The 24188-nt window shown below is 71.5% G+C and carries 16 protein-coding genes; 3 read left to right on the top strand and 13 right to left on the bottom strand.

All coding sequences use genetic code 11. From position 1 onward, the window contains the following. Positions 1-171 precede the first annotated feature (171 nt). The gene (locus tag P1P75_RS00305; RefSeq protein ID WP_319250872.1) at positions 172-1329 is read right to left on the bottom strand and encodes a M20/M25/M40 family metallo-hydrolase; all 1158 of its coding nucleotides are present in this window, start codon (positions 1327-1329) and stop codon (positions 172-174) included. 168 nt (positions 1330-1497) lie between these two features. Between P1P75_RS00305 and P1P75_RS00300 the strand changes: the two genes are divergently transcribed. Next, complete coding sequence (locus P1P75_RS00300; protein WP_319250715.1) at positions 1498-2385, top strand: LysR family transcriptional regulator; 888 nt, start codon at positions 1498-1500, stop codon at positions 2383-2385. 242 nt (positions 2386-2627) lie between these two features. Here the strand turns inward: P1P75_RS00300 and narI are convergent, their stop codons facing one another. The 6 genes from narI to P1P75_RS00270 form a co-directional block, all read right to left on the bottom strand. Then, positions 2628-3401 (bottom strand): respiratory nitrate reductase subunit gamma, encoded by a 774-nt coding sequence (gene narI, locus P1P75_RS00295; protein WP_319250713.1) that lies wholly within the window; start codon positions 3399-3401, stop codon positions 2628-2630. Next, complete coding sequence (gene narJ / locus P1P75_RS00290) at positions 3398-4060, bottom strand: nitrate reductase molybdenum cofactor assembly chaperone (protein ID WP_319250711.1); 663 nt, start codon at positions 4058-4060, stop codon at positions 3398-3400. Before narJ ends, narI begins: the two co-directional genes overlap by 4 nt. Next, positions 4057-5811 (bottom strand): nitrate reductase subunit beta, encoded by a 1755-nt coding sequence (gene narH, locus P1P75_RS00285; RefSeq protein ID WP_319250709.1) that lies wholly within the window; start codon positions 5809-5811, stop codon positions 4057-4059. Before narH ends, narJ begins: the two co-directional genes overlap by 4 nt. Beyond that, positions 5811-9500, bottom strand: coding sequence for a nitrate reductase subunit alpha (locus tag P1P75_RS00280; protein ID WP_319250871.1), 3690 nt, complete (start codon positions 9498-9500; stop codon positions 5811-5813). The genes narH and P1P75_RS00280 overlap by 1 nt, the downstream gene beginning before the upstream one ends. A gap of 302 nt (positions 9501-9802) precedes the next feature. Beyond that, positions 9803-10279, bottom strand: coding sequence for a hemerythrin domain-containing protein (locus P1P75_RS00275; RefSeq protein WP_319250707.1), 477 nt, complete (start codon positions 10277-10279; stop codon positions 9803-9805). Between the two features lie 48 nt (positions 10280-10327). After that, on the bottom strand, positions 10328-11539 hold the full coding sequence (locus P1P75_RS00270) for an MFS transporter (RefSeq protein ID WP_319250869.1): 1212 nt from the start codon (positions 11537-11539) through the stop codon (positions 10328-10330). Positions 11540-11927: 388 nt separating this feature from the next. On the opposite strand from P1P75_RS00270, the gene P1P75_RS00265 reads away from it, so the two are divergent. Then, positions 11928-12350 carry a pyridoxamine 5'-phosphate oxidase family protein gene (locus P1P75_RS00265; protein WP_319250705.1) on the top strand — a complete coding sequence of 141 codons (423 nt, stop codon included), beginning with the start codon at positions 11928-11930 and terminating at the stop codon, positions 12348-12350. Between the two features lie 112 nt (positions 12351-12462). Here the strand turns inward: P1P75_RS00265 and P1P75_RS00260 are convergent, their stop codons facing one another. From P1P75_RS00260 to P1P75_RS00235, 6 genes are all read right to left on the bottom strand, one after another. Further along, on the bottom strand, positions 12463-13467 hold the full coding sequence (locus tag P1P75_RS00260) for a nitroreductase family protein (protein ID WP_319250703.1): 1005 nt from the start codon (positions 13465-13467) through the stop codon (positions 12463-12465). 131 nt (positions 13468-13598) lie between these two features. Then, the gene (locus tag P1P75_RS00255; protein ID WP_319250701.1) at positions 13599-14045 is read right to left on the bottom strand and encodes a hypothetical protein; all 447 of its coding nucleotides are present in this window, start codon (positions 14043-14045) and stop codon (positions 13599-13601) included. Beyond that, positions 14045-16675 (bottom strand): multicopper oxidase domain-containing protein, encoded by a 2631-nt coding sequence (locus P1P75_RS00250; protein ID WP_319250699.1) that lies wholly within the window; start codon positions 16673-16675, stop codon positions 14045-14047. The genes P1P75_RS00255 and P1P75_RS00250 overlap by 1 nt, the downstream gene beginning before the upstream one ends. Then, positions 16672-18021: a TIGR04053 family radical SAM/SPASM domain-containing protein gene (locus P1P75_RS00245; RefSeq protein WP_319250698.1), complete on the bottom strand. Its 1350-nt coding sequence runs from the start codon at positions 18019-18021 to the stop codon at positions 16672-16674. Before P1P75_RS00245 ends, P1P75_RS00250 begins: the two co-directional genes overlap by 4 nt. A 630-nt stretch (positions 18022-18651) precedes the next feature. Next, entirely contained in the window at positions 18652-19131 is a 480-nt protein-coding gene (locus P1P75_RS00240; RefSeq protein ID WP_319250696.1) for a hypothetical protein, read from the bottom strand. A 98-nt stretch (positions 19132-19229) separates the two neighbouring features. Further along, positions 19230-20063: a DUF2249 domain-containing protein gene (locus tag P1P75_RS00235; protein WP_319250694.1), complete on the bottom strand. Its 834-nt coding sequence runs from the start codon at positions 20061-20063 to the stop codon at positions 19230-19232. Positions 20064-20489: 426 nt separating this feature from the next. Here P1P75_RS00235 and P1P75_RS00230 point away from each other — a divergent pair, with 426 nt between their 5' ends. Continuing rightward, complete coding sequence (locus P1P75_RS00230) at positions 20490-24188, top strand: nitrate reductase subunit alpha (protein ID WP_319250692.1); 3699 nt, start codon at positions 20490-20492, stop codon at positions 24186-24188.

The raw sequence follows: 24188 nt of genomic DNA, 5'->3' as shown, positions 1-24188 counted from the left end.
AACTGCCGCGCAGCCGGCCGAGGCCGAGGCTGCGCCCGATCCCTGGGCCGGATCCGGGTCCGCGTCCCGGGCCCGGTCCGGGTCCGGCTCCGCGTCCGGCGCCGGCTCCGCGTCCGGCGCCGGGTCCGGGTCCGGCGCCGGGTCCGGGTCCGGGTCCGTTCGTCCTCTGTCTCATGACATACCGCCTCTTGTGGGGCCGGGCTCGGGCCATCGCCGGGTCCGGCTGACGAGTTCAGCCAGCAATCGGGTACGGGGGACCATGCGCGTGATGTCGACGTACTCGGTGTCGGCGTGGGCACCGCCGCCCACCGCACCCAGGCCGTCCAGCGTCGGACAGCCCACCGCCGCGGTGTAGTTGCCGTCCGAGGAGCCTCCGACGGCGATCCCCCGCAGCGGCTCCTGGCCCAGTTCGGCGGCGAGCCGGGCGGCCAGGGCGAACAGTTCGGCGGAGGACTCCGCTTCCATGGGCGGCCGTTGCCCGCCGCCCCGTACCTCCAGCCGGGCTCCGGGTGTGCGGGCGGTGAGGCCTCGTATGCGTGCGTCGATCCGGACCTGCGCCGTCGTGGTCGGCACGCGCACATCCACCGACACCCGCGCCAGCGCGGGCACCGTGTTGCGTGTGCTGCCCGCCGACAGCAGGGTGGGTGTGACCGTAGCGGCTCCCAGGGTGGGGTGAGCGGCATCGTCCGAGTCGGTGACATCGGCGAGGGCCGTCGTGGCCCCGATTTCCGCGACGGCCAGCACCTGATGGGCGGCCTCGACCGCCGCGTTGACCCCCTTGTGGGGTTCGAGACCGGCGTGCGCGGCCCTGCCGCGGACCACCACCTCGTACCGCGAAGTGCCCTTGCGGGCCGTCTTGAGCGCGCCCGTCTCGTCCGCGGACGCCTCCAGCACGAAGGCCGCCGCGGACCGCCGCGCGGTGTCCTCGATCAGCCGCCTGGAGGTCGGGGAGCCGACCTCCTCATCGCCGGTGACCAGCACGCACACACCGTCCGGTGACGGCAGTGAGGCCAGCGCGTGGAACAGTTGCACCAGACCGGCCTTCATGTCCAGGACCCCGGGACCGCGGGCCGTCCCGCCTGCCAACGACCAGGGGTGGGTCCGCAGCGAGCCCATCGGCCACACCGTGTCGTGGTGGCCCAGCAGGAGGACCCGCGGAGCGCCGAAGGCCCACCGCAGATGGGTCACTCCCTCGATCACGATCGTCTCCGGTTCCGCCCCCAGCAGCCGCGTGCCTAGGGCGGTCACCACGTCGGCGCTGCGCGCCACGGCGGCGTGGTCGGCCGAGAAGGACTCGCAGCACACGAGTTCCTCCAGATCGGCCAGCATCGTCGTCAACAAGGCCTGCCTCTCCCGAATTTGATGTTCCGTCAGGAGGCCGCCGCCCGGTCCCCCTGGCCGGGCGGCGCCGTGCAGCCGACGTTAGAAGTGCGCCAGGTATTCCACCAGCGACTAGATTGCATGGGATCAATGAGCGGCAGGAATGGGTGGAGGACCGTGTTCGAGATCGACGCACTGCGGCTGCTCGTGGCCGTGGCCGAGACCGGGTCGTTCACCGGCGCGGCCGCCCGGCTCAACTACACGCAGTCCGCGGTGTCCCGGCGGATCGCCACGTTGGAGCAGCAGGCGGGCGGCGCCCTGTTCGAGCGGCTCCCGCGGGGCGTACGGCCCACTCCGGCAGGCCGTGCGCTGCACCGGCACGCCGTTGAGGTCCTCGACCGGCTGTCCCGGGCCGAGCACGAACTGGCCGTACTGCACACGGGCCATGGCGGGCTGCTGCACGTGGGCGCGTTCGCCACCGCCAACGTCTCGCTGCTGCCCACCGCGCTGCGAGCGCTCCGCGAGACCAGGCCGGACGTCGAGGTCGTCGCCGTCGAAGGCCCGACCGACACCCTGCTGCGGCGCCTCGCGGACGCGACCCTGGACATCGCCGTCGTCAGCGACTACCCGTCCGGACTGCCGCAGGCCGACGGCGTGACGACCACCGTCCTGTGCGAGGACGAACTCCTCGTCGCGCTCCCCCGCGAACACCGCCTTGCCGGTGCGGAGACGGTCGACCTGCGCGAACTGCGCGACGAGGCCTGGCTGCAGAGTGCCTACGGCGATCGTCCCACCATGCTCGCCGACGCCTGCGCACGAGCGGGCTTCACACCCCGGAAGATCATCCGCATCGCGGAGTGGGCGGGCAAGTTCGGGTACGCCGGTGCCGGCCTGGGCGTCGCGCTGGTCCCCTCACTCGCCGCCCGAGCGGTCCCCGACGGACTCGTCCTGCGCCACCTCTGCGACCCCGCCCTCCGCCGGACCGTGCACGTCGCGCTGCCCCCCGCCCCACTCCCGGCGGCCCTGAAACTACGCGAACTGCTCCACGCCGCCACACCTCCGTGACCGGCCGCCGCCCCGGCCCGGAACTGGCCTCCGCGCAAAGCGTCCACGACCACCGAAAGTCGGTCCCTGCTCGTGCGGTCAGCCGGTCGGAGCTACCACCTGGGTTCCTCGCGGGGTCACTGTCGGCGAGCCACACCAGAGTTCGCCGACCGGAGCTAGAGCCGGCTGTCTGGACCCTTACCCACCGCAACGAAGCCCTGGGCGACGAACTCCACGTGCGCCCACAGCGGACCCGCTCCCACTCACGATCCCGTGCGTTCCCAACCGCGGCGCGGGGTCCGGGCGCCGAGGCGCATTTCGTCGCGGCTGCGGTAGACGATGTAGGGCCGGGTGAGATAGCCCAGGGGTGCGGTGAGCATGTGAACGAGTCGGGTGAAGGGCCAGAAGGCGAACAGCAGGAGCGCGCTCAGAGCGTGCAGCCGGAACAGGATCGGAGCGCCGGCCATGTGGTCCGGGTCGGGTTGCAGGTAGAAGATCGACCGGAACCAGGGGGAGATGGTCTCCCGGTAGTTGTAGCCGCCGCCGACGAGGTTCGCCGCCACGGTGGCGGCCAGGCCCAGGACGATGGTCAGGGTCAGGGAGACGTACATGGCCTTGTCGTTGCGGGTGGTGGCCGAGAAGACCGGCCCGACGGTACGACGCCGGTAGACGAGGATGGCCAGTCCTCCCACGGTGGCCACGCCCGCGAGGGTGCCGAGCACGACGGCGGACACGTGGTAGGCGTGTTCGCTGATGCCCGCGGCCTCCGTCCAGCTCTCGGGGATGACCAGGCCGCCGATGTGGCCGATCAGAACGACGAGGATGCCGAAGTGGAACAGCGGGCTGCCGATGCGCAGCAGGCGCCGCTCGTACAGCTGGGAGGAACGGGTGGTCCAGCCGAACTTGTCGTAGCGGTAACGCCAGACATGGCCGAGGACGAACACTGCCAGCACGACGTACGGCAGGACGACCCACAACAGGATGTCTCCGGTGCCTGCCTCCGCCGCCAGGGGGACGTGCTGCGCGGGTGCGCTCATCGAGGGCCTCCTACGACGGGGTCGGGCAGGAACACGGGGGCGGCGTACGGGTCGAGGCCGACCTGTTCCTCGGGCGGGCCCTGGGCCGCCAGGCGCATGACGGCTTCGCGGTCGTCGCCGGCGAGGGTGGGCAGGGTCGCGGAGACGGAGTCCAGGACGTGGGCCCAGGGCGAGCCGTCGTCGTTCAGGGCGAGCCGCAGGAGTTCCAGGCCGGCGCGGTGTTCGGTGAGCAGGCGTCCCCCGGCGGTCGGGTCGGTGGCGGCGAATTCGAGGACGACGGCGAGGTGATCGGGCAGTTCGTCGTCGCCCAGGCGCCATCCGGCCGCCGCGTAGGTCTGCTTCAACCGCAGCAGGCCGAGGCCGCGCCTTCTGGTGTCTCCGTGCGCGTAGTACGTCAGGTAGAGACAGCAGCGTTTGCGGTGGTCGAAGGTGGCCACATAGGTGGCGGCCAGGTCCGCGGGAACGGTCCGCTCGGCGTGTGCCGTGAAGCGGAGCAGAGGGCGGGCGACCGCTTCCGGCAGGGTGGCGGCGACCCGACCGGCCAGCGCCAGGGTCTGCTCGAACCCGTCGTCGGGATAGGCGAGCAGCAGTGACTGGGCCTGCCAGGCGTGAGAGAACCAGGGCTTCGCTCGGTCCGTGCGTGCGTTCTTGCCTTTCATGGCTTCGGATCGACCTCCCCGCCGTTGTCCGCGCCGGCGCCGCTACCGGTGCCGCCACCGCTACCGCTGCCACTGCCGGACGGTCTGTCCGGGAACAGGCCGGGCGGAGAGCTTTTGCCGTCCCAGTTGAGGAGGTTGACTCGGGTGGCCTTGTCGCTGGGCGTGGCCGGGGTGTCCGCGGTCTGCCGGTCGCGCAGGGCGTGGAAGTTCTCCACCGCGATGGGTGCGGCGCCGCCGGAGGTCTCGCCGAAGGGGCCGGAGCCGCCCATGCCGGGGCCGCCCTCGTAGTCGAGGCTGCACTCGGTGGCCAGCTCCTCCAGCTTGTGGGCCTGTTCGGCGTGGGCGGGTGGGATGACGTACCGCTCGTCGTACTTGGCCAGGGCCAGCAGCCGGTACATGTCGTACATCTGCTCCTCACCCATGCCCACGGCCTCCGGGATCGCGGCATCGGGCTCGCGGCCGAGGTTGATGTCTCGCATGTACGCCCGCATCGCTGCCAGCCGGCGCAGGACCGCGTCAACCGGTGCCGGGTCGCCGGCGGTGAACAGCTGGGCGAGGTAGTCGACGGGGATGCGCAGGGACTCGACGGCCGCGAACAGGTTGTGGTGGTCCTCGGCGTCGCGGCCGGTGTCACGGACGGCGTCGACCACCGGTGACAGCGGCGGGATGTACCAGACCATGGGCAGCGTCCGGTACTCCGGGTGCAGCGGCAGGGCCACCTTGTAGGTGTTGATCAGGGAGTGGACCGGGGAGCGCTGGGCGGCCTCGACCCAGTCGCGGGGGATGCCCGCCTTCTCGGCTGCGGCGATGACCTGAGGGTCGTGCGGGTCGAGGAAGACCTGCCGCTGGGCCTCGTACAGGCCGGTGTCGTCGGGGGTGGAGGCGGCTTCGAGGACGCGGTCGGCGTCGTAGAGGACCAGCCCGATGTAGCGCAGCCGGCCGACACAGGTCTCGGAACAGACGGTGGGCAGGCCGACCTCGACGCGGGGGAAGCAGAAGGTGCACTTCTCGGCCTTGCCGGTGCGGTGGTTGAAGTACACCTTCTTGTACGGGCATCCCGTGACGCACATCCGCCAGCCGCGGCAGCGGTCCTGATCGACCAGGACGATGCCGTCCTCCTCGCGCTTGTAGATCGCGCCGGAGGGGCAGGAGGCCGCGCAGGACGGGTTGAGGCAGTGCTCGCAGATCCGCGGCAGATAGAACATGAAGGTCTGCTCGAACTCGAACTTGATCTTCTCGGAGACCTCGTTCAGCAGGACGTCCTGCTCGCTGGTCGCCGCCGAGCCGCCGAGGTCGTCGTCCCAGTTCGCCGACCAGGTGATCTTCATGTCCTTGCCGGAGATCAGGGATTTGGGCCGGGCGACGGGGGTGTGCTCCTGGAGCGGGGCGTTGGTCAGGGTCTCGTAGTCGTAGGTCCAGGGCTCGTAGTAGTCGTCGAGAGACGGCAGCTTGGGGTTGGAGAAGATCTGGATCAGCTTCTTGAACCGCCCGCCCGCCTTCAGCGCGAGGCGGCCCTTCTTGTTGAGTTCCCAGCCGCCCTTCCAGGTGTCCTGGTCCTCGTAGCGGCGGGGGTAGCCCTGGCCGGGGCGGGTCTCGACGTTGTTGAACCAGACGTACTCGACACCGGTGCGGTTGGTCCAGGCCTGTTTGCAGGTGACCGAGCAGGTGTGGCAGCCGATGCACTTGTCGAGGTTCATCACCATCGCCATCTGGGCCATGACGCGTCCGATGGGGGCTTCGCCATGGGGCATCAGTACGTCACCTCCTGGTTCGTACGGCGGCGGACGACGGTGACCTCGTCGCGCTGATTGCCGGTGGGACCGAGGTAGTTGAAGGCGTAGGAGAGCTGGGCGTAGCCGCCGATGAGGTGGCTGGGTTTGATCAGCAGGCGGGTCAGGGAGTTGTGGATGCCGCCGCGTCGGCCCGTGGTCTCGGTGCGGGGCACGTCGATCAAGCGGTCCTGGGCGTGGTGCATGTAGACGGTGCCCTCGGGCATGCGGTGCGAGACGACCGCGCGGGCGGCGACCACACCGTTGCGGTTGACCGCCTCGACCCAGTCGTTGTCCTTCACACCGACCTTGGCCGCGTCCTGCGTGCTCATCCAGATCGTCGGACCGCCCCGGGACAGCGAGAGCATGAACAGGTTGTCCTGGTACTCGGAGTGGATGGACCACTTGTTGTGCGGGGTCAAGTAGCGCACGGTGACGCCGAGTTCTCCGGTGTCCCCGATCCGCGGCTCGTCGAAGAGGGCAGCCATGTTCAACGGGGGCCGGTAGACGGGGAGTTGCTCGCCGAGGGCCGTCATCCAGTCGTGGTCGAGGTAGAAGTGCTGGCGGCCGGTGAGGGTGTGCCAGGGCTTGAGGCGCTCGACGTTGATGGTGAACGGCGAGTAACGGCGGCCACCGGTCTCCGACCCGGACCACTCCGGGGAGGTGATGACCGGGACGGGGGCGGCCTGGGTGTCCGCGAAGGTGATCTGCTTGCCCTCGTGCTCGGCGGCCAGGTCCGCGAGCCGCGTGCCGGTGCGGGCTTCGAGCGTGCGGAAGCCCTGGGTGGCGAGGTGGCCGTTGGTGGTGCCGGACAGGGCGAGAATCGCCTCGCAGGCGTGCGTGTCGCGGGCGATCGAGGGCCGTCCGTCGGCCGCCCCGCCGCGCACGGTGCCGTTCTTGTGGCGCAGGTACTCCAGTTCCCGCTCCACTGCGAAGGTGATGCCCTTGGTGGTGGCGCCCAGGCTGTCCAGCAGGGGGCCGAGGGCGGCCATCTTGTCGGCGACGGCCGCATAGTCGCGTTCCACCGTCACCAGCTTCGGCATCGTGCGGCCGGGGACCGGCTCGCACTCCCCCGCCTTCCAGTCGAGCACCCGGCCGTGCGGATTGGCCATCTCGTCCGGAGTGTCGTGCTGCAGCGCGGCGGCGACCACGTCCTTGCGCACGCCCAGGTGATCGGCGGCCTGGCGGCTGAACTCCCTGGCGATGGTGTGGAAGGCGTCCCAGTCGGTGCGGGTCTGCCAGGGCGGGGCGATGGCCGGGTTGAAGGCGTGCACGAAGGGGTGCATGTCGGTGCTGGACAGGTCGTGTTTCTCGTACCAGGTGGCGGCGGGCAGGACGACGTCGGAGAAGATGGTCGTGCTGGTCATCCGGAAGTCCAGGGTCAGCAGCAGGTCGAGCTTGCCCTCGGGCGCCTCTTCCCGCCACACCACGTCCCGCGGGCGTGCCTCCGGCGGCGCCTCGGCCGCCCGGACCGCATGGTCGGTGCCCAGCAGGTGCTTGAGGAAGTACTCGTTGCCCTTCGCCGACGAACCCAGCAGGTTGGCCCGCCACACGGTCAGCACGCGGGGGTGGTTCTCGGGGGCGTCCGGGTCTTCGCCCGCGAACCGCAGCCGTCCCGCCTTGAGTTCGTCCACGATGTGCTCGGCGACCGGACGGCCCGCGGTGTCGGCCTCGTCGGCGAGGTCGAGGGGGTTGCGGTCGAAGGTCGGGTACGACGGCATCCAGCCCATTCGGGCGGACTGGGCGATGACGTCGGCGGTGGTCTTCCCGGCGAACGGGCCGCCCGTGCCCGGACCGGCCGCTGCGAGGGTGTCGGCGGAGAACGGGTCGTAGCGGAACTGGTCGCTGTGCAGGTACCAGTACGCGGTCTGGATCATCTGCCGGGCCGGACGGTTCCAGTCGGCGGCGGTCGCGATCGCCGAGTAGCCGGTGATCGGGCGGACCTTCTCCTGGCCGACGTAGTGGGCCCAGCCGCCCCCGTTGACGCCCTGGCAGCCGGTCAGCGTGGTCAGTGTCAGAAAGGCCCGGTAGATGGTGTCGGAGTGGAACCAGTGGTTGGTACCCGCACCCATGATGATCATCGAACGGCCGCCGGACTCCTCGGCGTTGGCGGCGAACTCCCGGGCGATCCGCGCCGCCTTCTGGGCGTCCACTCCGGTGATCGCCGCCTGCCAGGCCGGCGTGTACGGCTCCTCCGCGTCCTCGTACGAGGACGGCCACCGGCCGGGCAGCCCGTCGCGAGCGACCCCGTACTGGGCGAGCAGGAGGTCGTACACCGTGGTCACCAGACGACCGGCGACCCGCTGGACCGGTACGCCGCGCCGCAGTCGCGCCGCGCTGCCGTCGGGAGCGTCGAAGCGCGGCAGTTCTACCGTGACCGGCGCCTCGTCGCCGCCCTCGGTGGACAGCAGAGGCCGGGTGTCCCCGAGGTCCAGGTTCCACTTCCCGGCGCCGGACTCTCCGTAGCGGTCGCCGAGCGTGCCGTTCGGCACCACCGGTTGCCGTGTGTGCGCGTCCAGCAGCACGGTCCGGAACTCGGCGTGCTCGGCCTCGGCGTGTTCTCCACCGAGATCCGCGGCGGTGAGGAACTTGCCCGGTGTGAAGGTGCCCGGCTCGTCCCTGCTCTCTTCCAGGGCGACCAGGAAGGGCAGATCGGTGTAGCGCTTGACGTAGTCGGTGAACTGCGGCGTGGTCCGGTCGACGAAGTATTCCCTGAGGATCACGTGCCCCATCGCCATGGCGAGGGCCCCGTCGGTGCCCGGCTGGGCCGCGAGCCACTCGTCGGCGAACTTCACGTTGTCCGCGTAGTCCGGGGAGACGGCGACGACCTTCTGGCCGCGGTAACGGGCCTCCGCCATCCAGTGCGCGTCCGGCGTGCGCGTCACCGGCAGGTTGGAGCCCCACATGATCAGGTAGCCGGCGTCCCACCAGTCCCCGGACTCCGGTACGTCGGTCTGGTCCCCGAACACCTGGGGCGAGGCCACCGGCAGGTCCGCGTACCAGTCGTAGAACGAGAGCATCGCGCCGCCGAGCAGCGAGTAGAAGCGGGCCCCGGCGGCGTGCGAGACCATCGACATCGCCGGGATCGGCGAGAAGCCGGCCAGTCTGTCCGGGCCGAAGGTTTTGATCGTGTGCACGTGCGCGGCCGCGACCAGCTCCACCGCCTCGTCCCAGCTCGCCCGCACCAGGCCACCCTTGCCGCGGGCCCGCTTGTAGCGGCGGGCGCGTTCCGGGTCGGAGACGATGTCCGCCCAGGCGGCCACCGGGTCGCCGAGGCGGGCCTTGGCCTCGCGGTACATCTGCAGCAGTACGCCGCGTACGTACGGGTAGCGCACCCGGGTGGGCGAGTAGGTGTACCAGGAGAAGGCGGCGCCGCGCGGGCAGCCGCGCGGCTCGTACTCGGGACGGTCCGGGCCGACCGAGGGGTAGTCGGTCTGCTGGGCCTCCCAGGTGATGATGCCGTCCTTGACGTACACCTTCCACGAGCACGAGCCGGTGCAGTTCACCCCGTGGGTGGAACGCACCACTTTGTCGTGCGACCAGCGGTCGCGGTAGAAGTCGTCGGCCTGCCGGCCGCCCTTCCTGTGCAGGGTCCGCAGGTCCGCGGAGACCTCCGCCCGGGTGAAGAACCGGCGGCTGCGCACCAGCGCCTCCGCCAGATCGCTGTCCATGCCCGCCCGCCGCTGTTCCCGGCTGCTCTCCCTGCTCACCGCGCCACTCCGCTCCGGACGCCATGAACGTCCGTTCGATATGTGATCGGTTCGGCCGCCCCGACTCTACGGGGGCTGTCCCCCCGGGGGTCAACACCACGCCACGAGCAATCGCATTCCGGCGGAGATCGTCTGCGGAACGGAGGCACCCCCGGCAACGCCCGGCCATGACCGGGCAGGCAGAACTCTGTGCCCCACTCGGAACGAGCGGGGCACAGAGCTGTCGGGAGTGTGCCGGACGACGGGCCGGCGGGCGCGACCCTTCAGACGGCCTGCCGCGACAGTGTGCTGCCCGCCTTCGTCCGGGTGGCCTCGACCGCCTCCCACTCCTCGGTATCGAGGCCGGCGAGTGCGGCCGGGAAGACGCCGTCCTGTTCCTTGAGAATGTGGTCGCGCAGCACGGCCATCGCGTCCATCAGCCGGTCCGGCCAGGCCGGGTCCGAGGGAACCCCGCCGTCGGCGGCCTCGGACAGAACCGCCTCGATCCGGCGGTGCTCGGCCTCCAGAGTGGCGATCTGGTCGGGGAAGTCCCCGGCCAGGGCGGGGAACAGCCCCTCTTCCTCGACCTGGGTGTGCGGGCCGAGTACCCGCGCGATCTCGCGGGCGACCTCCGCCATCCTGATCGTCTCGCCGCTGCGGTGAGCCGGGCGGAGGTGACTGATCAGGCGAATGACCTCCTCGTGTTCCTGGGTCAGTTCGTCGATGGTTTCCAGTGCCTGGCAGCCGCAGTACTCGCACATCGGTCTTCTCCGTGGTTCGTGGGCCGGTCGGCTTCGGTCCGTCCGCCCTCAGGCGGTGGTGCCGGCCGGGCGGTGATCCGGGCGCGCCTCGCTGAGCCGCTTGCGGTCGCCGCCCCCGGCGGCCGCGCGGACGCCGGTGAGGGTGTAGGCCAGCGCTGCGGCGGCCACGACGGCGAGAAGGGCGAGCCCGGCGGCGTACGTCCCGTACGCGCCGTACAGCGAACCCATCACCAGCGGCGGCAGGAAGCCACCCAGGCCGCCCGCGGCGCCGACCACACCGGTGACCGAGCCGACCTGCCCGGCCGGGGTGAGAAGGGCAACCAGGGCGAAGGTGGCGCCGCTGGCCGCGCCCAGTGCGGCGGCCATGGCCAGGAAGGCGATGGTGCCGACCGGTGCGAGCGCCGGGGTGAAGGACTGAGTCACCGCGCCGGCCACGACCACGGCCAGCGAACCCGCGAGGATTCTGATCGGGCCCATGCGGTCCGACAACCAGCCGCCGACGGGACGCATCGCCACCGCCAGCAGCACGAACCCGGCCATCCGGTTCGCGGCGTCGGCCTGGGTGAGCCCGTAGCCGGTCTTGAGGTAGGTGGGCAGATAGACGGAGAAGGCGACGTAGCCGCCGAACCCGACCGCGTACAGCGCGGACGCCTGCCAGGTGATGGGCAGTCGGGCGGTGACGGCCAGCCTGCGGGCCAGCGGCTCGGTCGGCACGGCGCGGCCGGGTGCGTCACGCAGCAGCAGCGCGGCGGTCACGGCGTAGACGCCCAGTACCGCGGCTGTGATCAGGAACGGGGTGGACATGCTGTTCGCGTCGACCAGCTTCACGGTGGTCAGAGCGCTGATGGCGGTGCCGCCCATACCCGCGCCGAAGACTCCGATGGCGAGACCGCGCCGCTCGGGCGGGAACCATGCGCTGACGAACGGCACGCCCACGGCGAAGGCGGTGCCACCGATGCCGAGGAAGAACCCGCCGGCCAGGAGGGCCGGGAGGGAGGAGTGACCGGCCAGGCCGAGGTAGAGCACAGGCACGATGGTGGCCGCCGACACGATCGGGAACATGACCCGTCCGCCGAACCGGTCAGTCAGGGCGCCGACCGGGATACGGCCCAGCGATCCCACCACGACCGGTACCGCCACCAGCAACGACTGCTCGAAGGACGACAGGTCGAGGCCGTCCTTGAACCGCGGGCCGAGAGGGCTGAGCAGCGCCCAGGCCCAGAAGTTCACCGCGAAACCCACGGTGGACAGAGCCAGCATCAGCCACGCCCGGCGTGACACCGGCGATCCCTGCACTGAGCTGCCGCTCTTCGACTTCGACGGCTGGACCATGTTGTCCGTCCCTTCCCTTTTCCATGGTGGTACGGCACCACCGGGATCGCATACGCGCCGCAGGCCTCTTGCCTGGGAAACGACATCCCTCGACCACTGTCCGCACCGGGACCCGCCGCAGGCATGGGCCCAAGGGTCCCCACCGACGGACGGACGGCCCTCACGTTCGGGCCGACCGTCCCCCGCCCGGCTTCCTCCCACCGGCCTGCTCCTACGGCTCCCATGAAACAACCGCTCGGCTCGGCGTGCCCAGGCAGAGAGGTGAAAGGGCCGGTCGGCCCTACCCCCTCGCAGCAACCACGGGGACGATGGACTGATGTCCCAGAACGACGCCTTTCGCGCACTCGACCGGCAGGAGTGCCTACGCCTGCTCAGCAAGGTGCCGGTCGGCCGCGTGGTCTACACACGGCAGGCACTCCCCGCGGTCCTCCCCATCAACTTCTCCCTGGACACCGACAACTCGGTGCTTCTGCGGACCTCACGGGACTCCGACCTCATCCGCGCCATCGACGGCGTCGTGGTCGCCTTCGAGGCCGACGAGTTCGACGCGGCGACCCAGTCCGGCTGGAGCGTCGTCGTCACCGGACGGGCCACGGTGGTGACCGATCCCGCCGAGCACCGGCGGCTGTCGGAGTCCGGACCCATCTCCTGGATGCCCGTTGACGACGCGGTGTTCATCCGCATCGACTCCGGGTTGATCACCGGCCGGGAGCTCAGGGGAACGCGCGCAACCCGGTGAGTACCGGCCCGCTGCGGCTCGACGGGCCCGGGGCCCGTCACGCGCGGAGGGCCGGGCCGGCGGTACTCCGTCGGGCCGGCCCTCCACGGACGTCTCGCGAGAAGTGCTCGGATCAGAAGGCTCCGGCCGGGTTCGGCGCGACGGCGTCGAGTACACGGTCCGCGCCCGCACGGGGTGTCCGGCCGCCCTCGGGGCCGTACCCGAAGCGGATCATCAGCTGCGGGCAGCAATGCCGACTGGGGCCGGCCATCGCCGCCCGCAGGTCCGGCCACTCCATCGCCTGGTGCAACATCGATGTGCGCAGCCCGTGCCGGGTCGCCGTGAGCAGCACCCGTTGCAGTGCCTGGCCCGCCCGCACCCAGTCCTCCCGCCGGTCCCGGGACGTCCACAGCAACGCCACCTGGGCGTGACGCTCGAAACGCGCGACGGGCAGCCACGGCGTGGGCACCGCTCCGGCGAAGTCCCGCACCGGCATCCGACCGGAGGCGTCCCGCGGCCCCAGCGCCGTTGTCGGAATGCCGTAGGAAGCGTCCGTTCGCGGAGCGGTCACCCACCTGCGCGCCTCGGCCAGGCCATCCCGGTGGGCGGCGTTGCGCATCTCAGCGGCCTGGGTCAGGCGCAGCAGGCGCCGGGTTCCCGCAATGTCGGGCACCTCCAGGTGAGCGCCCTCGGCGCGGGCGGAGCCGATCATGTCGGTCACGATCGCATCCGGCACCGGGCGCCCGGTGAACGGCATCCGGCTCGTGTGGCGCCGAGCGACCGCGTCGTACAGATCGTGGAGGGGAAGCGGCGTGTCGGCACGGCGCCCCGCCAGCTGCACCCTGACCAGCAGGTCGGGATCGTCCGCCGTGGGAAGCAACCGGACATGGGGATCCCAGCCCAGGTGGGCGGCGGCCACCCGAAGGTTGAGGACGGCAGCCCCCACCGACAGGTGCTGGGCGCGCAGATCCGGGTCGGCCACCGACAGTCGTCTCCGCCGGTCCAGACGGACCTCGATCGACCGGCTCTCCGGGTCCAGACCGAACCGCCAGGGCTGGGTGTTGTGGATCGAGGGCGCGGCCACCGCCGCGGCCAGCAGGACCTCAACAGCTGTGGCGTCGACTTCCCTGGACTGCATCACGGATCCTTTCGCCAAGTTTTCGCGTCCCGTCAACTCTGCGTCGCGGCGCCCTTCTGGAAGAGGGTTGACCGGCCTCCTCCGGTGGGCCGTACGGCCCCGTTCCGGGGACCGTGCCAGGTGGCCGCCGGTCAGGTGACGGGCAGGGCCGTGGCCAGCAGGACGACGCCGAGGGAGCCGACGAGGGACACGACCGCAAGACCACGGGCCAGGTCGGGGCGGCCCCTGGAGTGGGCTGTGCCGTGAGCCGCCGCGGCGAGCATGACCACGACGAAGAGGGCCAGCTTGGTCGCCAGGGTGCGGCCGTAGCCGGGCTCCGCGAGGGAGGCCCAGGTGACCCCCCTGTGCCAGGCCATGGCCCAGCCGGTGGCCAGTTGCACGGGCAGGAACAGGGCCCCGGTCAGCAGCCCGAAGCGGCGGCCCGCGGCCGCCGTGAAGGCGTCCTTGGCCTCCGGGGTGAGCAGGTGGCGGGCCAGCGGCAGGATCACCAGGGACAGGGCCAGTTGGCCGCCGACCCACAGGGCGGCGCCGGCCACGTGCGCGAACCGCACCAGGGACCACAGGCCGACGGTGTCCACTAGCCGCTCACCTCCACCATTCCGTGGGCCCCGGCTTCGGCATGGCGCATGTCGTGGTCGACGAAGGGGTAATGGCCTGCCTCGGGGAACGTCGTCTCGACGAAGCCGCCCTGCGCCACGGCCAGGTCCAGCACCTGCGCGCCGCCCGCCTGGCCCGGCCGCAGCAGGTAGGCGCCCTCCTTGTACACGGTGTCGAACACGGTGCCGACGATGTGGAAGGCGATGCCGTCACTGGGTCCGGCGGCGACCAGCCAGAAGCGGGCTCGCTCGCCGGCCTTCAGCTTCAGGGGCCGCTGGGCGTACTGGCCGGCCATTCCGTTGAACACCCAGGCGTCCGGCGTGTTCTGCCGCATCTTGGCCACTTGAGCGCTGCTGCCGGGCGTGCCGAGGTACAACGCGGAGGAGACCAGCACGTATTCGTGGTCCGCCTTCGCGAGATCGGGCGGGTCGACGATGACGGCGCCGTACATTCCGTTGCCCATGTGCTGGAGCATCGGTGCAGTGCTGCAGTGGTAGAGCCAGGCTCCGGCCCGCTCGGCGCGGAAGCGGTAGACCAGGCGCTCGCCGGACTGGATCGTGCGCATCGGCCGGTCGGGGGCGAGGGAACCGGCGTGGAAGTCGATGCCGTGTCCCATGCCCGCGTCGTCGTTGACGAGGGTGACTTCGAAGACGTCGCCGACCTTGCCGTGCAGGGTGGGACCCGGGGCGGTTCCTCCGAAGGTCCACATCTGCTGCCTGACGCCCGGTGCCACTTCGACCGTGGTGTGGGCGGCGTGCAGTTCGACCTTGTGAACCGTTCCGCCGGGCACGGGCGCCAGGACCGCGTCGCGTGGTCGCCAGTGCGCCGAGTAGTCGGCCGAGAGGTCCAGGGCGCCGTCGCCGGCGGCGGCCGACGTGTGTCCCTCGTGGCCGCCACCGGCGGTCGCCGAGTCGTCCTTCACGACGATGTCCATCGTCATCCCCGCCGCCCGGTGTCCCGGCAGGGTGCACCAGGCCCGGCCGTCCTCGGTGACCGGCCCGAGATCGAGTACACGGCTGTCGCCTCGGGCGAGCATCGGGGTGGCAGGACCGTCCTCGACCTTGAGGTCGTGGCGCTGGGCGTCGGTGTTGGTGACCTTCAGCCGCAGTCGGGTGCCTGCCGGGACCTCGATCCGGGCCGGCCGGATGCGCATGTCCGCCATGGTGACGGCGACCGTGCGGGTGGTTCCGGTCCCCGCCCCCGCCGTCCCGGCCGCGCTCGTCCCTCCGGCCGGGTCTCCGCCGCCGTTGGCCACCAGCACGGCCAGCACGGTGAGTACGGCGCCCGCCGCGGTGCCCCACAGGGCGGGCCGCCGCGACGCACCGCTCGCGTCCGACGACAGGTGTCCGCCGCCACGGACGAGTACGGGCACCACCATGGCGAGGAACGCCGCGCCGGACAGCGCGGCCAGCAGCAGGCCTGCCGTCACGGCCGGGCCCGGCAGCGGAAGGGCCGCCACCGCGACACCGGTGTTGAGCGCCACCATCCTCGGCAGCCATCCCCGTTCCAGCAGGGACCGTACGGCCGCACGGTCCCGCGGACCGCTGCTCAGAACGACGGGCAGCAGGTAGGTGAGCGCACCGATCAGGATCTGGGCGACGAAGCCGACGAGCAGGACGGGGAGCAGGGCGTCGATACCGGTCTGCGCCGCGGCGAACGGCCGGGTGGCCAGCCAGGCGAGGTCCGCCGCCACCGCGAGCGTCAGCCAGCAGGTGGCCGCGGCGAGCATCCAGGCCGCCGCCGCGGAGACGGGGCGGCGGTGGCGCACGGTCCGCACGAGCAGGTCGGCGGCGAGGACAGCGCCCCCCAGGTAGAGGGCGAGGCCCGCCACGGCCGGCCGGCGCAGGCCGAGTGCCAGGGCCGTCACCGCCACGACCAGTCCCCCGGCGGCGAGCCACAGCACCCACCGCGACACCTTCGTGGTGCGGTCCTTCATCCGTACGCCCAGCACGGTGGGCCACAGCATGAACATCGTGCCGAGGACGGGCAGGCCGATCCAGCCGAGCAACGTGACGTGCAGATGCGCCAGGCGCAGGCCCGCGTACCGGTCGGGCCCGCCGGCACCGCCGGTGGCCAGCAGCGCGCCGAGGACGGCACCCGCGATCAGGGCGGCCGTGGCGGCCCGGTAGTAGGAGACGATCGGCTTGAGCCGTCCGCCGAGCGCGCCCCGGCCGAGGCGGACCAGCATGAGCAGGTGCGCGATGGCGGCCGCGACCAGTGCCACGGCGGCGACGGCGGTCAGGAGCGGCCGGGCGGTCCACACCCCGAGGAGCAGTCCGGCCACGGAGAGGTTGGCCGTGGCCAGCCGGGCGGTGCTCCAGCGCTCGTCGGGGACCTCGGCGTGCAGCAGGGCGACGGCGAAGTGCTCGCTCCAGACGAGGATGGCGGTGGTGACGGCACCGAGCAGGAACATGTGCACGGCCAGCCAGCGGGCCACCGGCAGCGACTCCTGCGCGGCGACCGCCGCCAGGGCCAGGCCGAGCCACGCCACGACCAGGACGTGGGCGCGCAGGTGCCGGGCCTTCACGCCGGACGCCCGGAACCTGTTCGGGTACCTGCCGGGTCCGCTCGCGTCGCCGGCCGGGGAGGGCCCGCGGGTGATGCCGGTCATGCCTCTCCTCGATACCGGGTCGGACCCGTGTCGCCGTACTCGGCCGGATCCGGGCCGCGATACTCGGCCGGACGACCCGTACCGCCGCCCTGCCGTGGAGCGTCGCCGCCCGTAGCAGTTCGGCGCTGCCCGCTCTCCGCGTCGGCTGCGGACAGCAGCGCGGCCAGTTCCCGCGGGCGGGGGAAGGAACCGGGGAGGTAGCCGCACCAGGGCTCCTCGGCGTACGGGTCGCCGGTGACGCCGTAAGCCCTGGATCGGGAGCCGCCGCAGACCCGGCGGAACTCGCAGGCGCCGCACCGGCCGCCCAACCGGTCGGGGTCTCGCAGGCCGGTGAACAGCTCAGAGGTGCGGTAGATCTCCGTCAGCGGTGTCGTGCGGACGCTTCCGGCGCCCAGCGGCAGGAATCCGCTGGGGTGCACGGTGCCGGTGTGGGAGACGAACACGAAGCCTCGGCCCGCGTTGACGTCGAGCGGCGGGCGCCGTACCCGGCGCGTTCCGGCGGCCAGGCCCAGCTCGGCGGCCCGGTCGCTCAACTCCCGGTAGAGCGCGCCGAGTCCGAGCACCGTCACGTGGTCGTCGCCGGCGGCGGCCAGCACCTGGCGTTGCAGGACCACGCGGCGGAAGTGGTGGGCCTCGGTGGTCTTGGCCGGAACGGTCAGACCGACGTCGTAGACGAAGTTGATGAGGTCCTCCACCTCACCCGGAGTGAGTGCGCCGAGGCCGCGGCCACGGCCGGTGGGGACCAGGAAGAAGGCGCTCCACAGCATCGCCCCGTGCTCGGCGACGAGGCGGACGATGTCGGGGAGGTCGTGCAGGTTGTGGCGGGCGACCGTGGTGTTGATCTGTACCTTCATGCCGAGAGCCCGAGCGGTGTCCCAGGCGTCCAGGGTCCAGCGGAACACTCCGGGGACCCCGCGAAAGGTGTCGTGGAGGTCCGCGGTGGAGCCGTCCAGGCTCAGTGAGAGGCCGACCGCGCCGGCCTCGTACAGCTTCCGCAGCCTCTCCGCGGTGAGCGTCGGGGTACCGGACGGGGACACCGCCACCCGGACGCCGATCTCACGGCCGTGAGCGACGAGTTCGTTCAGATCCGGGCGCTGGAAGGGGTCGCCGCCGGTGATCACGAACAGTGGGGCGGGCTGCCCGAAGGCGGCCACCTGGTCCAGCAGGTCCTTGGCGGCGGCGGTGTCCAGTTCGCGCGGATCCCGGTCGGGGACGGCCTCGGCGCGGCAGTGCAGACAGGCCAGTGGGCAGGCCCGAGTGGACTCCCAGATGACGATGAAGGGCCGCTCCCCCGCGTCGTGCCGTTGGCGGCGGATGGCGTGGGCGGCATGGGTGGCGTGAGTCATCGCACGGACCTGCCCCACACACCGAGGCTGTGTCCGACCGCCCTGGAGTCAGGGCAGACGAGGCGGGCGGCCGGACGATGACCGGACCGGACCGTGCGCGGCACCCACCGCGGACAACGGCGGCGGGCTCGGCCTCGAGGGGGGTCGACATGGTCGTGCACGGGTTCTACCTCCGGATCGGTCGCCGTCAGCATGCACGGGCGGAAGTGGTCGGCGCGGCGGCCGATGGTCCATGCCCATAGGGCCGACAGTCCCTCTCCGGTGGGCCTGAGAAGGGCCGGTCGGGCCGTCGGGACGGGTGGGTCGGGGCCGACCGCGGCGCAGGTGTGCGTCTGTCGGCGGGACGACGACGGCGAGGTCACGCGTGCCGCCGACCTGATGATGGGTTCCGAGGCCGCTGCGGCCGGTCCGCGCAGCGCCGCGGCGGCGCGGACCGGCCACGGGATACCCCCTCCGGAAGCGGCAGCGCCCGCCCGGCCACGGGACAACGATGTCGGAGACCGCGTCTCGACCACCGTGCCCGGCTGCGGTGCGACGGTCGACGGCGTGCGGGAGAGTGCCGTGGCGCGCTGCCCGCGCATGCACCGGCGGACCGGGTCAAGGATCCCGGGCGTGCGCGCCGCGGCAGGTTCAGGAGCGACGCGGAGAGCGGGTTGCCAGAGCGTCCGCGGTGGCCACCAGGGCGACGCCCAGGCCGGTGACCAGGGTGGTGAGATGCCATGCCTGGTATGCGGACATCAGCGAGGCGCGCAGGGACTGGCCCATGAACGCGGTCTGGCGCAGGTCGGCGAGTTTCTCGTCGTCGCCTGCGGCATGCAGCTCCGCGCTGAGTTCGGCATAGGTGCGGCCGCCGGTGGCATGGGCGAGGTTGCCTTTGATGAACTCGGCGTACGCGTGCGCCTCGGGGCCGGTCTCCACACGGCGGCCGGCATGCGGGGCGAGTTCGGCGGGCAGGCCGCGGTCCGGGAAGGTGATCTTCTGGGCGGCCAGTTCGCCGCGTATCTCGTTCTTGCCGCGGCGGCCACGCCACAGCATGACCGGTCCGGCGACTGCCAGAGCTGTCCCTACGGTCCCGAGCAGAATGCCGGCCCGGCGTGGTGATCCGTCCATGATGTGTCCGTCCTTCTCTCTTCGGGTGCGGCGGGTACAGCGGTGCGCTGCCGTCGGCGGCGGCGTCCGTGCCCCGCCGGGAAGTCGGGTGACCGCGGTCAGCGGTGGCTGAGCCGCAGCCGCCAAGCCTGCGGGCCACTTTCCAGGTACTCCACAGCGAAGACTCCGGGGTTGCGCTGTTCGATCTGCGCGAGCAACGGCAGGGGGTCGTGCGGGGCGATCAGGACCACCGCGGTGCCTGCCGGCACGGCGTCGAGCGCGCCGAAGACCGCCGCGTGGCGCAGGGCGTGCGGCACCTCCCGCACGTCCAGCTCCGGCTCGGCCGCCTCCTCCGCACCGCCGCAGCCACAGACCCCGCCGCAGCCGCCGGGCTCGTCGGTCCGCTGTCCTCGCATGTCGTGTCCTTTCTCGTTGCTCTGATCCTGTGGGGCACCGCTGCCCCCCGTACCGTTCGCGATCCTGTGGTGCATGTCCGCCAGCAGCGCCGTCAGGGAGACCTCGGGTGTCATGGCGAGCAGGGGAAGCACAAGCCCGTTCTCCTTGGCCACGTGCTCCTCGAACAACACCTGCAGAGCCCTGGCGTCGGCGGCCGCGTCGGCCGGTCCGGGTGCGGTGCGCAGGGTGTCGACCAGCGTGGTGAGACAGCGGTGTTCGCCGATGAGGCTCTCGATGAGCAGGCGAGCCTCGAACATCGCGTGGGCGGCCGGATAGAGTGCGGCCTCCTCGGCGGCGGCGTGCGGGAGCAGCGAGCGATCGCAGAAGGCCACGAGACCGGCGTGGATCCGCTCCGCGGCGGTCGGGTCCCGGTCCACGGCGGTCAGCAGCATCTTCACCCGCCCCGCCAACTCACCGGCCAGGCGGGCGTGGTGCGCCTCGGCTCCCTCGAGGGCCGCAGCGTCCTCGGGGGCCGAAGCAAGGTTGAGCGTGCTCATGGGTGTCTCCAGCGGGTCGCGGTCGGCTCGGCCGGCCGATGCGGGTGTGCGGGGCCTTCGGGTGTGCGGGGTGCTCGGGCCGTTCCGGAGGGCCGGCGCCGGTCAGGAGCTTGTTGCGTCCGGCCGCGATGGGCGGCCGGACGCACGACCGAACCGGGCCACGATCCGTACGCGCTGCGCCTGCGGCAGCCGGGGACGGGGGATGCAGCCGCCCGGCAGGCACGGAATGCGGTCGTCCGGAAGGGCTCCCGCGGTTCGATCAGTGCCCAGCATGCACCTCGGGCACCGTCCGCTCCCCGGCCGACCGGGCCCATGGCAAGGACCGTTCGGCCCTGTTCGGGACCGTCCGAATAGGGCCGGACGGTCGCCGCGCAGGGACCGCCGGCCCCGGGTGCGCCTCGGTCCGCGGCACCTAGCGTTCGGGCCATGGAGAACGATCAGAACGCACGGCGTCAGGCGCCGGGCACCGGGGAGGGCTGGCCGCTGGCCGCCCGCAGACTGCTCACCCGCCGTGAGGTGTCCGCCGACGGCCGTGCCGTCTTCGGCACGGGCGACGCGAAGTGGGAGGGCTTCTACCGCGACCGCTGGGCGCACGACAAAGTGGTGCGCTCCACGCACGGCGTGAACTGCACCGGTTCCTGTTCGTGGATGGTCTACGTCAAGGACGGGATCATCACCTGGGAGCACCAGGCCACCGACTACCCGTCGATCGGCGCCGACTGCCCCGAGTACGAGCCTCGCGGCTGCCCCCGCGGGGCGTCGTTCTCCTGGTACACCTACTCACCCAGCCGCGTCCGCTACCCGTATGTGCGTGGCACGCTGCTGAAGCTGTGGCGCGAGGCCCGCAAGCGGCTCGGCGACCCGGTGGCGGCCTGGGCCGAGATCACCTCCGACCCTGCCAAGGCCCGCGCCTACAAGCGGGCCCGCGGCAAGGGCGGTCTGGTCCGCGCCGACTGGGACGAGGTCAGCGAACTGATCGCGGCCGCCCAGGTGCACACCGTCAAGACGTACGGACCCGACCGCGTCGCGGGCTTCTCGCCCATCCCTGCGATGTCGATGGCGTCGTTCGCGGCCGGAGCGCGGTTCCACTCGCTGATCGGCGGCACACTGCTGTCGTTCTACGACTGGTACGCCGACCTGCCGATCGCCTCCCCGCAGGTCTTCGGCGACCAGACCGACGTGCCGGAGTCCGCGGACTGGTGGAACGCGGGCTACCTGATCATGTGGGGCTCCAACATCCCCGTGACCCGCACGCCCGACGCGCACTTCCTCACCGAGACCCGCTACAACGGCACCAAGGTCGTCGCGGTCAGCCCCGACTACGCCGACAACGTCAAACACGCCGACGAGTGGGTCGCCCCGCACCCGGGCACGGACGGGGCCCTGGCGATGGCCATGGGCCACGTGATCCTGCGCGAGTTCCTCGTCGACCGCGAGGTGCCGTACTTCCAGGACTACCTGCGCAAGTTCACCGACGCCCCGTTCCTGGTGACCCTGCGCGAGCACGAGCGCGGTCTCGTCCCGGACGGGTTCCTGACCGCCGCCGACCTCGGACACGACACGGAGCACGCCGAGTCCAAGACGGTTCTCCTGGACGGGGCCACGGGCGAACCCGTGGTCCCCGGCGGCTCGCTCGGCTTCCGGTGGGGGGAAGCCGGGCGAGGCCGCTGGAACCTGGACCTGGGCGATGTCGTACCCGAACTGAGCCTGCTGGAGCGGGCCGAGGAGACGGCCGCGGTCGCACTGCCCCGCTTCGACGAGGGCGCCACGGAAGGCGGCTCGGTCATGGTGCGCGGGGTGCCGGTGCGCCGGATCGGCGGCCGGCTCGTCACCACGGTCTTCGACCTGATGCTGGCCCAGTACGGCGTCGCACGCCCCGGACTGCCGGGCAGCTGGCCCACCTCGTACGAGGACGCCTCCGAGCCGTACACCCCGGCCTGGCAGGAGACGATCACCTCGGTACCGGCGGAGCAGGCGGCCCGCATCGGCCGGGAGTTCGCACGCAACGCCGAGCGCACCAACGGCCGGTCCATGATCGCGCTGGGTGCCGGCACCAACCACTGGTTCCACTCCGACACCATCTACCGCGCCTTCCTGGCACTGATCACGATGACCGGCTGCCAGGGGGTCAACGGCGGCGGCTGGGCGCACTACGTCGGCCAGGAGAAGGTCCGCCCGGTCACCGGGCAGCAGCACCTGTCGTTCGCCTTCGACTGGCAGCGGCCCACCCGGCACATGGCGGGCACCTCGTACTGGTATCTGAACTCCGACCAGTGGCGCTACGAGGCGTTCGGACCGGACGAGCTCGCTTCCCCGCTCGGGAAGGGCCGGTTCAAGGGCAAGGGGTTCGCGGACACACTCGCGCAGGCCGTGCGGCTGGGCTGGACTCCCGGTCACCCCGGTTTCAACCGCAACCCCCTCGATCTGACCGACGAGGCGGCCGCCGCGGGCCGGCCGGTCGCCGAGCACATCGTGGACGAGCTGAAGTCCGGGCGGCTGCGGTTCGCCGTCGAGGACCCGGACGACCCGGCCAACTTCCCGCGTGTGCTGACCGTGTGGCGGGCCAACCTGCTCGGCTCCTCCGGCAAGGGCAACGAGTACTTCCTGCGCCATCTGCTGGGCACCGACGCGGCGGTCCGCTCCGAGGAGACCCCGCCCGAGGGCCGTCCGAAGGAGGTGGTGTGGCGGGAGGAGGCGCCCGAGGGCAAGCTCGACCTGCTCGTCACCATGGACTTCCGCATGACCTCCACCAGCCTGCTCTCCGACGTCGTCCTGCCGGCCGCCACCTGGTACGAGAAGGACGACCTGTCATCCACCGACATGCACCCCTTCGTGCACGCCTTCACCCCGGCCATCGCCCCGCCCTGGCAGACCCGCACCGACTACGACATGTTCCTGACGATGGCCGACAAGTTCAGCGAGCTGGCCGCCGAGCACCTCGGCACCCGCACCGATGTCCTCGCGGTGCCGCTCCTGCACGACACCCCGGACGAACTCGCCCAGCCGGGCGGGGTGGTGCGGGACTGGAAGGCCGGCGAGTGCGAACCGGTTCCCGGGCGGACCATGCCGAAGCTGGTCGTCATCGAACGGGACTACGCCGCGATCGCGCAGAAGATGCGCGCCGTCGGCCCGCTGCTCGACACGCTGGGCACCACCACCAAGGGCGTCACCGTGCACCCGAACCAGGAGATCGACGAACTCAGGCACCGCAACGGCACCGTCAGGGACGGCATCGCCGCCGGACGGCCCTCCCTCGCCACCGCATCCGACATGTGCGAGGCCATCCTCGCCCTGTCCGGCACCACCAACGGCCGACTGGCCACCGAGGGTTTCCGCGCACTGGAGCGGCAGACCGGCAGCGAGGGTCTGGTTGAACTCGCCGCCGAGCGCGAGGCCGACCGGATCACGTTCGCCGACACGCGCACCCAGCCCCGCTCCGTGATGACCTCCTACGAGTGGTCCGGCTCGGAGACCGGTGGCCGACGCTATTCGCCCTTCGTCATCAACACCGAGCACAAGAAGCCCTGGCACACCCTCACCGGCCGCCAGCACTTCTTCGTCCAGCACGACTGGATCGCCGAACTCGGCGAGCAACTTCCCGTCTACCGCCCGCCGTTGAACACGCCCCGGCACTACGGCGACGAGCAGCTGCGCGAGGACGGCCGGGCGGAGGTCACCGTCCGCTATCTGACCCCGCACTCGAAGTGGTCCATCCACTCGAACTACCAGGACAACAAGCACATGCTCGACCTGTCCCGTGGCGGACCCACGATCTGGATGTCCTTGGAGGACGCCGAGAAGATCGGCGTCAAGGACAACGAGTGGATCGAGGCGTACAACCGCAACGGCGTCGTCGCCGCCCGGGCCGTGGTCACCCACCGCATGCCCGAGGGAACCGTGTACATGTACCACGCCCAGGACCGCAACGTGAACGTCCCGAAGACCGAGGTCAGCGGCAAACGCGGCGGCATCCACAACTCCCTCACCAGGCTCCTGCTCAAGCCCACTCACCTCGCGGGCGGCTACGCCCAGTTCACCTACGCCTTCAACTACTACGGCCCGACCGGCAACCAGCGCGACGAGGTCACCGTCATCCGCCGCCGCAGCCAGCAAGTGGAGTACTGA

The organism is Streptomyces sp. ID05-39B (assembly GCF_033794725.1).
In the GTDB taxonomy this organism is placed as follows: domain Bacteria; phylum Actinomycetota; class Actinomycetes; order Streptomycetales; family Streptomycetaceae; genus Streptomyces; species Streptomyces bobili.
Note: the sequence above shows the minus strand (reverse complement) of the source record. Positions and strands in the feature narration are given on the sequence as shown.

Bases quoted from the DNA above. Each gene is read 5' to 3' on its own strand.
- P1P75_RS00265 (WP_319250705.1), top strand. From the start codon at position 11,928: ATGTCCCAGAACGACGCCTTTCGCGCACTCGACCGGCAGGAGTGCCTA.
- narI (WP_319250713.1), bottom strand. From the start codon at position 3,401: ATGAGCGCACCCGCGCAGCACGTCCCCCTGGCGGCGGAGGCAGGCACC.
- P1P75_RS00245 (WP_319250698.1), bottom strand. From the start codon at position 18,021: ATGACTCACGCCACCCATGCCGCCCACGCCATCCGCCGCCAACGGCAC.
- P1P75_RS00235 (WP_319250694.1), bottom strand. From the start codon at position 20,063: ATGAGCACGCTCAACCTTGCTTCGGCCCCCGAGGACGCTGCGGCCCTC.
- P1P75_RS00240 (WP_319250696.1), bottom strand. From the start codon at position 19,131: ATGGACGGATCACCACGCCGGGCCGGCATTCTGCTCGGGACCGTAGGG.
- P1P75_RS00280 (WP_319250871.1), bottom strand. From the start codon at position 9,500: ATGGACAGCGATCTGGCGGAGGCGCTGGTGCGCAGCCGCCGGTTCTTC.
- narH (WP_319250709.1), bottom strand. From the start codon at position 5,811: ATGCCCCATGGCGAAGCCCCCATCGGACGCGTCATGGCCCAGATGGCG.
- narJ (WP_319250711.1), bottom strand. From the start codon at position 4,060: ATGAAAGGCAAGAACGCACGCACGGACCGAGCGAAGCCCTGGTTCTCT.
- P1P75_RS00260 (WP_319250703.1), bottom strand. From the start codon at position 13,467: ATGCAGTCCAGGGAAGTCGACGCCACAGCTGTTGAGGTCCTGCTGGCC.
- P1P75_RS00275 (WP_319250707.1), bottom strand. From the start codon at position 10,279: ATGTGCGAGTACTGCGGCTGCCAGGCACTGGAAACCATCGACGAACTG.
- P1P75_RS00230 (WP_319250692.1), top strand. From the start codon at position 20,490: ATGGAGAACGATCAGAACGCACGGCGTCAGGCGCCGGGCACCGGGGAG.
- P1P75_RS00305 (WP_319250872.1), bottom strand. From the start codon at position 1,329: ATGCTGGCCGATCTGGAGGAACTCGTGTGCTGCGAGTCCTTCTCGGCC.
- P1P75_RS00270 (WP_319250869.1), bottom strand. From the start codon at position 11,539: ATGCTGGCTCTGTCCACCGTGGGTTTCGCGGTGAACTTCTGGGCCTGG.
- P1P75_RS00250 (WP_319250699.1), bottom strand. From the start codon at position 16,675: ATGACCGGCATCACCCGCGGGCCCTCCCCGGCCGGCGACGCGAGCGGA.